At 64.2% G+C, this 13,717-nt stretch carries 7 protein-coding genes and 1 tRNA gene; 4 read left to right on the top strand and 4 right to left on the bottom strand.

Features of this window, described 5'->3' with window-relative positions; all coding sequences use genetic code 11:
• Window positions 1-335: 335 nt before the first annotated feature.
• Together A8G00_RS07035 and A8G00_RS07030 are read right to left on the bottom strand one after the other, a co-directional pair.
• On the bottom strand, window positions 336-4,523 hold the full coding sequence (locus A8G00_RS07035) for a translocation/assembly module TamB domain-containing protein (RefSeq protein ID WP_103000363.1): 4,188 nt from the start codon (window positions 4,521-4,523) through the stop codon (window positions 336-338).
• Window positions 4,523-6,613 carry an autotransporter assembly complex family protein gene (locus A8G00_RS07030; RefSeq protein WP_103000362.1) on the bottom strand — a complete coding sequence of 697 codons (2,091 nt, stop codon included), beginning with the start codon at window positions 6,611-6,613 and terminating at the stop codon, window positions 4,523-4,525. Before A8G00_RS07030 ends, A8G00_RS07035 begins: the two co-directional genes overlap by 1 nt.
• Before the next feature lie 138 nt (window positions 6,614-6,751).
• Here A8G00_RS07030 and recJ point away from each other — a divergent pair, with 138 nt between their 5' ends.
• Both recJ and A8G00_RS07020 read left to right on the top strand, forming a co-directional pair.
• Window positions 6,752-8,518, top strand: coding sequence for a single-stranded-DNA-specific exonuclease RecJ (gene recJ / locus A8G00_RS07025; protein WP_099185241.1), 1,767 nt, complete (start codon window positions 6,752-6,754; stop codon window positions 8,516-8,518).
• Window positions 8,519-8,639: 121 nt separating this feature from the next.
• Window positions 8,640-8,715: transfer RNA gene (locus A8G00_RS07020), tRNA-Glu, on the top strand.
• Window positions 8,716-9,109: 394 nt separating this feature from the next.
• Here the strand turns inward: A8G00_RS07020 and A8G00_RS07015 are convergent.
• Window positions 9,110-9,709: an outer membrane protein gene (locus A8G00_RS07015; protein ID WP_103000361.1), complete on the bottom strand. Its 600-nt coding sequence runs from the start codon at window positions 9,707-9,709 to the stop codon at window positions 9,110-9,112.
• A gap of 1,107 nt (window positions 9,710-10,816) precedes the next feature.
• On the opposite strand from A8G00_RS07015, the gene A8G00_RS07010 reads away from it, so the two are divergent.
• Window positions 10,817-12,031: an NAD(P)/FAD-dependent oxidoreductase gene (locus A8G00_RS07010; protein WP_103000360.1), complete on the top strand. Its 1,215-nt coding sequence runs from the start codon at window positions 10,817-10,819 to the stop codon at window positions 12,029-12,031.
• 67 nt (window positions 12,032-12,098) lie between these two features.
• A complete protein-coding gene (locus tag A8G00_RS07005) occupies window positions 12,099-12,677 on the top strand; it encodes a TIGR00730 family Rossman fold protein (protein WP_103000383.1) in 579 nt (192 codons plus the stop codon).
• 48 nt (window positions 12,678-12,725) lie between these two features.
• Here A8G00_RS07005 and A8G00_RS07000 read toward each other — a convergent pair whose 3' ends face one another.
• On the bottom strand, window positions 12,726-13,685 hold the full coding sequence (locus tag A8G00_RS07000; RefSeq protein ID WP_103000359.1) for an AraC family transcriptional regulator: 960 nt from the start codon (window positions 13,683-13,685) through the stop codon (window positions 12,726-12,728).
• Between the last annotated feature and the right edge of the window lie 32 nt (window positions 13,686-13,717).

Raw genomic sequence — 13,717 nt, 5'->3', positions numbered from 1 at the left:
GCAGCGGGCCTTTTACCTTCGGCCCGGGTGTCCGGATGGGATGCCCTATCCATGGAATTCTCTTTGCGGGCAGAGGCGTTGGATGATGATTGGTCATGCTGCCGTCCAACACTCCGCGCCCCTGCAAAGGTTCCTCGAAACAGACAAGTGCCTCATAAGAACCCAAGCCAGACGCTGCCGTGATAGATGAGAGAGACCTGGACTCATGCCTTCAGGAGCGTAGTGAATCTCAGGAATCTCGCCCTGCATTCAGACCCGGTTTCCCGCCCGCAAGCATCCAGCAAAGTCGCCCCTTGAACCCGCCCCCGGACATTTCCATCCGACTGCCGATGGCGTCAATAATCCTTCGAATAGCGCAGATTGGCTGAGGAACCCGCATTGGTGCCGGTCTTCGACAAAAGGCTGAGCGTCTTGGACAGGGAGATTTCGAGCTGGGTGGCGGTGAAACCCTTGGGATCGGTGATCACCTCCACATAGATGTTGTTGGAGATATGCTGTCCGACGGCGAGGGAGGTGCCGCGTCCCGTCGCCTCGTCTCCGCCGACGATGCCGATCCGGTCGACGCCCGAAGCATTTTGCAGCTTGCCCATGGGATTGAGCCCGCCTCCGCCCCCACGCAGACCGTTGAGCGCCGCCGCCAACTGGATCGCCTGGGTGGCCGACAGGTTCGCCACATTGTCCCCGAACAGGATGCGTGCCAATATCTCGTCCTGCGGCAGCGTCGGCGTGGAAACGAAGGCGATGTCGGGCCGTTGCGCCGTGCCGCCCACCGCTATGCCTGCCGTCACATCGTCGATCCGGGTTTCGGCGCGGATCGCCAGCGTGGGATTCATCATCGGTCCGTTGAAGGTGATGATGCCCTGCTCCAGATCGAACTGATGGCCCGAGAAGCTGTAGCGGCCGCGTATCACCTCGATCTTGCCGACCACGCGCGGATCGTTCGCGGTGCCGGTGACGCGCATGTTCGTCTTCCATTCGGAATCGAGGCCCATGCCGGTCACATAGATTTCGTTATCGGCGCGAACGCGCACGTCCAGCTTCCATGGGGTGGGCCTGGCGGCCGCCTGCCGTGCCGCAAGGCGCTGGTCGAGCAGGTCGGTCCCTTCGCCCTTGCGGCGCACGCCCGTCAACTGGCGGATGTCGCTGCCCCCCTGCCAGGCGACGCGGTAGCGCGTTTCCGGAAGCGAAAGGTCGCCCCTGATCAGGCCGCCATTGGCCGGGCTGTTGGTGATGGCCAGCGTGCCGCTGACCACGCTGGTGATCGCTTCGCTGCGGGCGAGGCGGGCGCGGTTCAGCCTCACGGCTATGTTCATCGGATAGCCGCTCTCCGCCGCCAGCCCCACCGTGCCGCTGGCCTGCACCGTGCCTTCGCCTGCCCGCCCGGAAAAGTCGCGCAGGTCGAGCCGGTCATTGGTGAAGCGCCCATCCAGCCGCATCTGCGTGACGCGCGTGCCGAAGGTCTCATTCTCATAGGTCAGGGCATTGGCGCGAACCAGCCCGTTGAGCCGCGGGGCAGTCAGCCGCCCCCCGAAATCCGCAGCTACGGCGATCGGCCCCGTCAATTGCTGGTCGGCTAGCCCGGCGAAGGAAAACAGCACATCGGCCGGCCCGGCATAGCGGATGCCGCCGCCCAAGGGCGCGGATTGCAATTGCTGCGCCCAACTCGCCCCGGGTCCCGGCGGCGCCAGCGTCGCGACGAAACGGCCCAGCGTCGCATTGCCGCGCCGGATGAGGCCGCGCATGTCGCCGCCTGCGCTCGACAGCTTGCCCTCGATTGCCATCGACACCGGATCGGATACGGCGGTCAGGCTGGAACGGCGGAAGTCGTTGATCGCGAGGCGCGTGGTCGCGGTGGGGAAGGCGGAGCCATTCTGCGCGAAATCCAGCGTGCCGGTCGCCTTCCCGCCAATTCCCAATCCCGGAGAGGCCATGTTGACGATGGCGAGGTCGAAATCCTTGAACCGCGCCTGCATCGCCGTCTGCCGGCCGAAGCGCCCCGCCAGGTCGACCCGGCCCTGCGGCAGCACCAGCGTTGAGGGTTCGAGGCGATAGCCTTCCTTCTCGATCCGGATGATGGCAGGCCGGGCGAAGCGGAAGGGGATGTTGCTCGCCCGTCCCTCCAGCGCGACGGCGTAGAGTGTCGGGCGCAACGCGGCGTTCATGGCGATGGAGAAGGGCACGCCGGTCGATCCGTCAGCCACCAACTGAGCCCGCCCGCGTCCGCCGCGATAGTCGATCCGGCCGCGCGCCTTGCGCACGATATAGTCGCCATAGGCGGCGTTCGCCATCTGCACGTCGGCGTTGATCTGCGGCTGTTCGGTCAGCACCATGTTCGCCGTGATCAGCGCCCGGCCGATCACCACATCCGCTTCGCCCGGCAGTTTCGCATTGCTGGCGGTGGCGCTCAACTGCGCGCCCTGCGCCTTGCCCACCGCCATCAGCCGGACCGCGCCGGTGATGCCGGAACCGTTCATGGCAAGTTGCCCGGTGAAGGGACCGGCGGCACTCTGCTGCACGCGGCCGTTCATGTCGATGCCGGCGAAACGCGCCCTTGCTATGTCGATGGTGAGCGGCCCCCTGGCAGTGCGGATCAGCACATTGGCGAAGAAGGGGCCATAGGCGGACCCGCCCGTGGCTTCGAGCCGATAGCCCGCCCCTTCGCCATTCAGCTTCGCCACCACGTCGTAAAGCTGCACGCCGACATTGGGCCGGGCGGCGCGGAGCACGGCATTGGGCCGCTCCATCGTGCCGCGCACGGTCAGCGCCAGCGGGCCATATTGGTTGGACGTCGCCTTGGCGTCGAAGGCGATCCGGCCGTCGGTATCATAGCTGCCCGAACCGCTGTGGATCCGGAAATTGGGCGCCGCGCCTTTCAGGCCGGTGAGGGTGAACTTCCCCTCCGGCGTCATGCCGATGCTGCCGGAGGCGACGGCATTGCCGCCCAGGAAATCGCGGACGGAGGCGTTCTCCCAACGGGCCGTGCGGACGCCGAAACGGCCGGACAGGCCGAAGCCGCCCCGGGGCCCCGGCACCAGCTTCACATCGGTGTTGAGATTGACGATGCCGACGCCGTCGATCCTGTAGTCGTTGACCCGGCCCTTGAGCGCGCCGCGATAGATGGCGTTTTCCATGTCGGCCAGCACGATGGCGGTGGCGTCCACCCGGTCGCTGTCGATCTTCAGATTGTCGCTGATGAGCTTGCCCGCGGCATAGGCGAAGTCGCCCTTCACCCGCAGATTGTTGAGCAGGCCGCCCGCCGCGGCATTGAGGCCGGTGACGCGGCTGGCGGTGGCGCTTACCGGAATGCGGATGCGGTCGGCGTCGATCACGGCGCGCCCGCTGGCCTTCAGATTTTCGATCCCCGTGGCGTCGAAGGCGATATGCTTCGCCGTGATGTCATAGTCGATGAAGGGCGTCGCCATCGGCCCGTCGAGGATCACCGAAGCGCGCACATCGCGGCCCTTCACCTTCTCCATGATCGCGCCGGGGGTGAGCAGGGCGGCGTCGATCCTGAGCGCGCTGAACCGGCTTTGGCCAAGGTCGACCAGACCCTGCGCCGTGGCGGACAGGGCGGGGGATTTCAGCGAGCCTTTGAGGTTCACCCGCCGCTCGTTCAGGCCCGCGAACAGGTCGACGTCAAGCGACGGCGTCGTCAGCCGGTCGACGGTCCCGGCAAAGACCAGCCCGGGCCGCAGCGGGCCCCTGGCGGTGAAATTGCCGTCGCGAGCGGCGAGCGCGATATTCGCCAACTCGCCCTTGCCGGACGTCGCGACCAGCCGCCCGTTCCACGCCTGCCACGTGCCCCGGCCGTCCAGCGTCGCGGTGAAGCCGTCGGTCAGGCCGCTCATCGCCGCGATGACGCCGCCCTTCGGCGCGGTCAGCGTGCCCTTCATGGACAGGCGGTTCTGCGCGGGCACGGCGTCCAGATTGGCCTGCAGGCGGTCGCCGCTATCCACCACCGCATTGGCCGACAATATGGCGCGGCCGTCCGCGATGTGGGTCACGCCGTCGATGGCGATCTCCCGCTTCTGGCCGATCACCGGCCTGGCGACGAGGAACCTCGCGATCTTCAGCCGATCGACGTCGATGTCGAGGTCGGGCAGGATCGGCGCATTGGGATCGCTTTTCGTCACGTTGAACTGCGGGCTGCGCGCCAGCACCACCAGCGGGCTTTCCAGCAGCCGCACCGAAATATGGTTGTCGATGTAGCGGAACGGGCTCCATACCACATGGACGCGCGGGGAGGCGGCGAACGGCCCCTTGGGATCGCGCAGCACCAGGTCGTGGATCACCATGTCGCTGTAGATCGACCCTTCGATCCGGCCGACCGATATGCCCATGCCGGATTCCAGCTTCAGCGCGGCGATCTGTCGGATCAGGAATTTCTTGCCCGGCTGGGTGTTCAGGAACAGCAGCAGCCCGGCGACCAGTACGATCAGGGCGACGACCAGTCCGACGACCCACAGGACGATCCTCTGCCAGAGGGGACGCCTGACGACGACAGTGGCGGTTTCCTGGGCCATCAGAATGCCTGTCCGATGCCGATATAAAGCGCGAACTTGGATTCGCCCGGCTGCCGGTTGATCGGCATGGCTATGTCGGCGCGGAAGGGACCGAAATTGGTGTAGAAGCGGCCGCCGACGCCCACGCCGTACCGGATGTCGGAAAATTGCGGCATGGAACTTTCATAGACCTGGCCCGCATCGACGAAGGCGACCACGCCATAGTCCCCGAAGCGGTAGCGGCCCTCGACCGCGAATTCATTGACGGACCGGCCGCCGATGGGATCGTTGTTCGCGTCCTTCGGCCCCAGTTCCTGATAGCCATAGCCGCGTACCGACCCGCCCCCGCCGGCATAGATCCGCCGTGAGGGCGCCACATCGTCGCGCTTCACCCCGCTGATCGTGCCGACCCGCGTGCGCGCGGCGATCACCAGGCTGTCCGACAAGGGATAATAGCCGGTGAGGTCGAATGTCGCGCGCAGATAGGGGGAGAAGCTGCCCTGCAACGATCCTTCCGGTTCCGCGCGCAGATTGGCGCGAAAACCCCTGGTCGGGTTCAGCAGGTCGTTGGACCGGTCATAGCCGAGTTGCACCGGCAGGCCGCCGATGAAATAGGTCCGCCGCGTCTTGTCCGCCGTCGCCGGATCGACCACCACCTGTTCGTTGGTCAGCAGCACTTCCGCGCCATAGCTGTAGGTCCAGCGCTTCTGGAAGATCGGCGTCGACTGCCGCGACCAGCCGATGTTGAGACCTGCCGTATAGGCTTCATAGGCGTCGTAATTCTGGTGATTGAGCGTGATGCCGGTCTGGAAGGTCTTGTCGCGCTTGCCCGCATTGGATCGGCGGAAGGTGCCCGACGCGCCCTGTTCCTGCGTTCCGGCGATCACGCTGGCGATCAGCGCGCCTTCGGGCGGGAAGAGGTTGCGGTGGGTCCATGTTGCCTCCGCGCGGAAGCCCTGGCCGGTGCCATAGCCCAGCTCACCCGCCAGCGTGCGCGGCCTGCCGGCCTCCTGCGCGACTTCCAGGTCGACATATTCGGTGCCGTCCGGTCCCGGCTCGCTGGTCCTGACCGGATCGACCGAGATGCTGGAGAACAGCCCCGTCGCCACCAGCGCCCGGCGAAGGTCGTCGACCTTGCGGCTGTCGTAAAGCTCGCCCGGCCGGAAGCGGCTGATGACCTTCATATGATCGGCGCCGAAGGCCTGCTTCTCGCCCGTGGTGGTGATCCCCCGGAACGATCCGCGCGGGCCCGTCTCCACCGCCAGGGTATAGTCTCCCGTCACCGTCGCGGGGTCGAGCAATATGTCGCGCTGCCCGACCTTCGCGAAGGGATAGCCATTTTCCGGCAGCTTGACGCCCACATTGGCCTCCGCCCCCTCGACCGCCGCCGCGACGATATAGTCGCCGGTCTTGAGCGGCAGGCTGTCGCGGATCAGGCCGGGCGGCACGGTCGGCCCGGCGTTGATGACGATGTCCCCGATCCTGTAGCGCTTGCCCGGCGTGACCGAGAGGACGGCCTTCAACGCCCCGTCGCCTGATTGGTCGAGCGATGCGAGCGCGGTCGCGTCATAATAGCCCTCAGCATAGAGCAGCCTTATGGCGAGCGCCTCATCCTCATGGGCCCGGGCCTGCACCATTGCCGCCGTGTCGGCCTTGCCGCCGCCGTCGATCAGGGCGGAGGAATCGCGGAACGCCGGCTCCAGCCCGGTCTTGCCGAAGCCTTCCAACGCCACCGAATAACGCACCGCCTGGGTCTTTTCATCGGGGTTGCCGTCAGTCGCGACCTGCGTCGGCACCTGCACGCTGTCGAGCGGCGGCAGCGGCTGGGCCAGTTCACGCTCCTCCTGCGGCTCGACCGCCGGGGGCAGTTGCTGCGCCGCGCCGGCTTCGGGCATCTGCTGGTCGATCCACTGGTCTATGGAGGGCAGCGGCGCGCCGGCGCCCGTTGGCGTTTCCCCCGTCTTGGGCAGGCGCGCCTCGAACTCGCTGTCGGGCAGGATCGGTTCTTCCTGCTGTTGCGGCGAAGGCGTCTGCGCCATCAGGGGGAGGGGAGAGGCCGCCATCATCATCAGACCCAAGGCTCGCCGGACCCGCTTCTGCCTTGAACCCATGGAAACCCGCTTTGCCCCTTTTGTCCTTCGCCCGTGCAGGGCGCGAACAGCCAATACGCGCAAGCGGTTGCTTCGGTTCCGCCTGCGTCATGAAGGCAGGTGCTTCCCTCCGAATCCCAACCGGTCTAGACCGGCGGCATGACCATCGCGCTCAACATTACCCGCTCTATCCTTGGCCAGCCCTGGCGGTGGCGCGGGGGCAATGGCGATGGGCGCGATCCCGGTTATCGGCCCGACGATCTGGTCACGCAATTGCTGCTGGCGCGCGGTTGCCCGCGTGAGGCGGTGGAGGCGCACCGCAACCCCACCATCCGCCATTTCATGCCCGACCCCAGCCTGTTCCGAGACATGGACGCCGCCGCCGAACGGCTGGCCGACGCGGTGGTGCGCGGGGAGGATGTGCGCATCTTCGGCGATTATGATGTCGACGGCGCGACCAGCGCGGCGCTGCTGATACGCCTGCTGCGCGATCTGGGGCTGGCGGCGCGGCCCTATATTCCCGACCGGCTGATGGAGGGATACGGCCCCTCCGGCGAGGCGCTGGTGCGGCTGGCGGGCGAGGGGGCGACGCTGATCGTCACGGTGGACTGCGGCGCGCAGGCGTTCGAGGCGCTCGCCATGGCGAAGGCGGCAGGGGTCGATGTCGTGGTGGTCGACCATCATAAATGCGCCGCCGCCCTGCCCGAAGCGCTGGCGCTGGTGAACCCCAACCGCCTGGACGAAGCGGAGGAAGCGGCGGCGCACGGTCATCTGGCGGCCGTGGGCGTGGCCTTCCTGCTCGGTGCGGCATTGATCCGCGTGCTGCGCAGGCGCGGCTGGTTCGACCGGCGTGCCGAGCCGCCCTTGATGGAACTGCTCGACATCGTCGCGCTGGGCACGGTGGCGGATGTGGCGCAACTGAAGGGCCTCAACCGCGCCTTCGTCGCGCAGGGGCTGAAGATCATGGCGAAGCGGCGCAATATCGGCCTTTCCGCCCTGATCGACGCCAGCCGCCTGACGCGGGCGCCGCTGTGCCACGATCTGGGCTTCGCGCTTGGCCCGCGCATCAATGCGGGCGGGCGCGTGGGCAAGGCGGATCTGGGGGTGCGGCTGCTGATCACCGACGATCCGGCGGAAGCGGCGAAGATCGCGCAGGAGCTGGACCGGCTCAATGAGGAACGCCGCGCCATAGAGGCGGCGGTGCAGGCGGAGGCGGAGGAACTGCTCGCGGCGCAGGGCAATCGGGCGGTGGCGCTGGTGTCGGGCGCGGGTTGGCATCCCGGCGTGATCGGCATCGTCGCCGGGCGCATCAAGGAGAAGGCGGGGCGCCCCGCCATCGTCGTCGCCCTGGATGAGGAAGGCGTCGGCAAGGGGTCGGGCCGCTCCATCTCCGGCGTCGATCTGGGCGCGGCGATCCTGGCGGCGAAGGACAGCGGCCTGCTGGTCGCGGGTGGTGGTCATGCCATGGCGGCGGGCCTGACGGTCGCGGCGGACAAGGTGGATGCGCTGGCCGACTTCCTCGACGAACGGCTCGCCAACGCGGTCGCCAGGGCGCGGGACGACCGGGCGCTGCTGATCGACGCCGTGCTGGCGCCTGCGGGGGTCAATCCGGATTTTGTTGCCGCCATCGACGCCGGCGGTCCCTATGGGGCGGGGTGGCCTGCGCCGCTCATCGCCTCCGGCCCGATGCGGGTGGTCAAGGCCGATGTCGTCGGCAACGGCCATTTGCGCGCGATCATGGCGGGCGACGATGGCCGGTCGATCAAGACCATCGCCTTCCGCCAGGCGGAATCCGATCTGGGCCAGGCCATTCTCGGCGCGCCGCGCGACCGGCGCCTGTGGATAGCGGGCCGCGCGAAGATCGACGATTGGGGCCCCCGTCCTGCCGCCGAACTGCATCTGGAGGATGCCGCCTGGGCCGATTGAGAAGCGGATCGGCAAATTTTCGCCCCGCGCTCTTTTCATGACGAAAAGGGGGTTGACCGTTCCGGAGCCACCGCCTAATGCCCGCCTCGCTTCGCAGCGACGCCCAAGCGGACCTGCATGTGGCCCCTTCGTCTAGCGGTCTAGGACGCGGCCCTTTCACGGCTGAAACACGGGTTCGATTCCCGTAGGGGTCACCAGTCAAGCTATTTATAGCATTGATTTTGTGTGATAAATTAAAAAGTACCCGAAACCGATACCACAAGCGTTCCCACATTTTCCGTGGGGTTTAATGGTATGCTTCAGAACGTCCTAGGACAGAATCGATCATATTTCTGATCTGCTTCTCCTGAACGGCCGCGTTTTCGGTTCCTATCGCGACACCATCTGATCGCAAGGTATGGTCCAATTCCAACTGAGAAGTTCCAGCAATATACTGCGAAAGCTCCTTTCGTCGGAGCATAATATTCTTGATGACTGAGAGCCCCACGCCAACATTCGTTGACCTGTGTTTAGGCCGTTGATCTTCCCAATAGTGCCATCGAACGCGGCGGCTCCCCATCCCCAGGATTTCCGCCGCGCTCCAAATGGACATTAGAAACGATAAGCGGCGCCCACCAAGATTTGATGGCGGTCGAATTTGCTCGGCCCTTCTCCAAGATCAGAATATCGGTACTCCAGGCGGGCCGATATGTGATCGGTGATCAGTCTCTCGGCGCCACCGCCGATCATCCAGCCATCCAGGTTGTCAGATGAAGAGATTCGCTTGGAATCCACTGTCGCGGTCGTACGCACACGGGCGTTGCTGTACCCGCCGCGCACATAGAGCAGCGTCTGGGGCGTTACGAGATAACCCACTCGGGCTGTCAGATCGAAGGCGTATTTGGGGTTGACGCGTATCGAGGCCGCCGCCGCCGACGCCCCGAACTCATCGGACGCGGCAATATTGAACTCTGCCTGAGCACCGAGCACGACATGCGGCACCACTTCGTAGTCATATGCGAGGAACCCGCCGGCCACGAACGCATCGGTCGACTGGTCGATGGCCGGCGTTCCATCCTTTCCTTTGGGAAGACCCACGTCAGTATTGTTCCAGCCCGCCTGGATGCCAATTGAGGGGCCGCTGAAATCCTGCGCTGAAGCCTGGATCGACCAACCGGCTAGGGCAGCGGCGATGAATAGACGGATTTTCATTTGTTCAATCTCCTAGATCACTAGCAATCACGGCAACTGCTACGTGTGCCGGGGAGATTGATAGGGTCGGACCAGAGTTTCTGGATTGTTCGATCGGCTGGATTGCTTTCTTGATGTGGCGTCGTTTGCCTAAACTTCGGTATAGCGGCCGGGGTCCGAACAGGCCTGAACAGAATGCTGCGCGACGAGAGCCTGTGCGGACATCATCCGCACGCTGACGGGCCATCGACCTTGCGGCTAGTCCCGGCATACCATCGAACAGGCGAGCCAGAACCATAGCAGAATGGCTGGATCCCACCCACTTCGCCAGCTTGCCCTCGGATCACTGAGGCAGGTCTGATGAAATCAAGACAGCAGACATCCACCCGGCATCGATCGAGGACGACAGGGAGTCCCTGGGATAGGCTCGCTCGTGGGCAGCTATCCCTTCTGGCGCTTCCAGCTGCAATGGCGGGCGTCATTTCATGGCACACCTTCGCTTCCTTGGGTGATCTGCCCTTATCCCTCGTCTTGGGCAGTGTGGGGTTCGTCATCCTCACGCCCCTGATCGCTTCCATGAGCGACCGGGATCGAAATCGGCATATCAAATGAATAAGCGGCGGCTGGTGCTCGACGGCCTTGTCACGCTCGTGACGATCGCCATGCGACTTTCACCACTCGAGCGAGAAATGCTGGCTGTCGCGCTGCTTGCATTACACGATAGGCTTTGGCCTTCGGGGCTATTGCGAACCGACCAACAGATCCATTCTTCAGGCGGTCGCCGGTTCGGGCTTCGCAGGCGATCACTGTCTGCTCCCAGTCCCGGCGGCCGTGATACCCGGACCGACGAACGGTCGTGCGAGGCGGCGGCGAACATATTCGTCGATCCGCCAAGTGCCTGAACCTTTCGTGAGAATATTCTGACCTGCACTGCCCTTTACGCTTCAGGAGGCTCACGGCTCTGTTCCAAAGGATAGATCGGCATAGCCATTGGCGTGCAGCTGCTAGTCTCCCGCACGATAGCGGACCGGCGAGGCGTTCGCGATCCTTCCTTCAGCTTCCAGGTTCTGTCGTAGCCGACCCGCGGAAGCCAGGGATTCACCGTCGCTGCTCACTAGGAGATATCGCATGGCACAGCATATTGTTATCATTGGAGCCGGTTTCGCCGGTCTCATGGCCGCACTTTCGGCCGCGCGCTTGCGTGATGAAAAGGGTGCATCGCCCGACGACATGAAAATCACTGTGATTTCTCCGGAACCGGCGCTGGTCGTTCGGCCGCGCCTCTACGAACGTAGCCCGGAAACGATGGTCGCGCCGCTGGGCGAGTTGTTCGCATCGACGGACATCGGCTTTCATTCCGGGACCGTGGACAGGCTTGACGCCCAGCTCGGAACGGTCACGGTAACGGGTGCGGATGGAAAGTCCTCGAGCCTGTCCTACGACCGATTGATCATTGCGTCAGGGAGCCACGGTTTTCAGCCCCCCATACCTGGTCTTTCCGAATTTGGTCACAACGTGACAGATCTCGAAGGCGCGATGGCACTCGACAAGCATCTGCATGCTCTTGCGAGCAAGCCTTCCTCGCCAGCCCGCAATACCGTGGTGGTCGGCGGCGGAGGGTTCACCGGAATAGAAGTGGCGACCGAAATGCCGGATCGGCTCCGAGAGATTCTCGGTCGGGACGAACCAGTGCGCATAGTCATCGTGGAGCGAGGACCCGTAGTCGCTCCGGATATGGGAGCCGAACCGCGCCCCTATATCGAGACCCGGCTACGCGATATCGGTGTTGAAACGGTGCTCGGCTCGGGCATTGCCCGCATCGATGCAGATGGGGTCACGCTCGAGAATGGCGATCAAATCGAGGCGGGCACCGTGATCTGGTCAGCGGGCATGCGCGCGTCGCCGCTAACCTCTCAATTACCCGCCGATCGCGATAATCTCGGACGCATTCTCGTCGATGCCGATCTGCGTGTACCTGGCTATCCGCACATTTTCGCCGCAGGCGATACGGCGAAAGCAGCGACGGACCAGGACGGCCATTTCTCGGTGATGTCATGTCAACACGCACGTCGACTGGGTTCCTTCGCTGGCCACAACGCCGCAGCCGATCTTCTTGGCGAGCCTGTGCTTGCCTATGATCAACCTGCCTACGTCGTCTGTCTCGATCTCGGTCCCGACACTGCCATTTTCACGCGAGGCTGGGCGCCCCGGAGGGTGGAACTTACAGGCGCTGACGCCAAGAAAGTCAAAATGGATATCAACGCGGTGTGGATCTACCCGCCGGCAGCAGAGCGGCAAGCTGCATTCCAGAATGCCTATGACGCCCGCACGGTCGATTTCTGAAAATCCCGGGCCGGTCGGGTGGAGCGTCCGGCCGGCCCTCCACAGACAATTGAAGCTGGAACCATTCATGCGAATTTGTGTCTTTTCCGGGTCGAGCCATGGATATTCGCTGGAATATCAAGGTGCTGCGACGGCGCTGGGCCGGCTGCTGGCCCGCAATTCCATCGAGCTTGTCTATGGTGGAGCCGCCGTCGGGTTGATGGGTGCCGTTGCCGACGCTGTACTCGCTGAGGGCGGTCGGGTGACGGGAGTCATCCCGCAAGCGTTGGTAGACAAGGAGGTCGCTCACCTTGGCCTGACCGACCTGCGTGTCGTGCATTCCATGCACGAGCGAAAGGCTCTGATGGCAAATCTTTCGGACGGTTTCATTGCTTTACCCGGAGGCATTGGCACATTTGAGGAACTGTTCGAGGTTTGGACATGGGCACAGCTAGGAAGCCACTCCAAGCCTTGCGCCCTCCTGAACATACTGGGCTTTTATGACCGGCTGCTGGAGTTTCTGGACCAGGTGGTTGAGCAAGGCTTCCTGAAGGCTGTGCATCGCCAGATGTTGCTCGTGGAGGAAGACGCGGCCCCTTTGCTCCGCGCCATCCGGCAATATCACGCGCCTGCCGAAACCAAATGGATCAGGCCGACTGAAACCTGATCCGCAAGGCACGTCGTCGGGATGTTCGGAGCGACCAGAGCGTGACCGCTACACCTCTTTCTCTCGGCTGGCCTGCTTCTGAACTTGGCGCGGCGTTACGCCCGTAATCCGGCGAAAGGCAAAGCCGAAAGCGCTTTCCGAACCATAGCCGGCGCGCGCGGCAACGGCGGTAATCGTTGTGCCCGGTTGAGCGAGCGCCTTCTGAGCGAGCGCGATGCGCAATCTTGTCAGATATCCCATCGGCGGGAGGCCAACGGCCGATCTGAATCGTGCGGAAAAGCGCGAGCGTGAGAGGCACGCGACGCTCGCAAGATCCTCGATCCGCCAGTTTCTCTCCGGATCCTGATGAAGCGCCCTGAGCGATGCACCGATCCTGGGATCGGCTAACGCAGCAAGCCAGCTGCCAACCTGGCCACTAGGTATGTTTCGGATCATTTCGATGAAGATCATCTGCATGATGGTCGCGGCCATCACCGACGCGCCAATGGACCCCGAGGAGAGTTCCTCCTCCAGCCTGTCGACAAGCCAGCGCAGGCGGACGGCAGCCGGTTCATCCGCATGGATCACGATAACCGGTGGCAGGGCATCGGCCAGGAAACCGGCGGTGGCCGGAAGGTCCATACGGCCCCCGAGGCAATGAAAATCAGGCCCGGGTCCTGTGTCCAGCCAGGCGCAATCATTGGCCTTCACACCGGCAAAAACATCCTCCGCCGCCTTGGGTATTCGGTCGAGGTCGGTCCCGATGATGAAAGGCAGGTTCGCACCGACGAGAAAACAACTGCCTTCTTCCAGCGCCCACCGCGCCGCGCCGACTTCGAGCTGGCATTGTCCCCCCTTGATGATGTTGCATTTGAGCGCACCCACAGGAGCCACCCGGACGGCCCAAAGCCCTCTTGCCCTGAGCCCGGATGACATAACGGCGCGCGCATCGATGAGAGACAGTATCTGCGACAAGGGATCTTCGAGCGATGCAGGATTATCTCTATATGAATCGGGATTTTCAGCCATGGATTATCCCCAATCCGCTTCCCATTGTTCCT

The organism is Sphingobium sp. SA916 (genome assembly GCF_002894065.1).
Lineage (GTDB): Bacteria > Pseudomonadota > Alphaproteobacteria > Sphingomonadales > Sphingomonadaceae > Sphingobium > Sphingobium fuliginis.
Note: the sequence above shows the minus strand (reverse complement) of the source record. Positions and strands in the feature narration are given on the sequence as shown.

Bases quoted from the DNA above. Each gene is read 5' to 3' on its own strand.
- A8G00_RS07015 (WP_103000361.1), bottom strand. From the start codon at position 9,709: ATGAAAATCCGTCTATTCATCGCCGCTGCCCTAGCCGGTTGGTCGATC.
- A8G00_RS07000 (WP_103000359.1), bottom strand. From the start codon at position 13,685: ATGGCTGAAAATCCCGATTCATATAGAGATAATCCTGCATCGCTCGAA.
- recJ (WP_099185241.1), top strand. From the start codon at position 6,752: ATGACCATCGCGCTCAACATTACCCGCTCTATCCTTGGCCAGCCCTGG.
- A8G00_RS07005 (WP_103000383.1), top strand. From the start codon at position 12,099: ATGCGAATTTGTGTCTTTTCCGGGTCGAGCCATGGATATTCGCTGGAA.
- A8G00_RS07010 (WP_103000360.1), top strand. From the start codon at position 10,817: ATGGCACAGCATATTGTTATCATTGGAGCCGGTTTCGCCGGTCTCATG.
- A8G00_RS07035 (WP_103000363.1), bottom strand. From the start codon at position 4,523: ATGGCCCAGGAAACCGCCACTGTCGTCGTCAGGCGTCCCCTCTGGCAG.
- A8G00_RS07030 (WP_103000362.1), bottom strand. From the start codon at position 6,613: ATGGGTTCAAGGCAGAAGCGGGTCCGGCGAGCCTTGGGTCTGATGATG.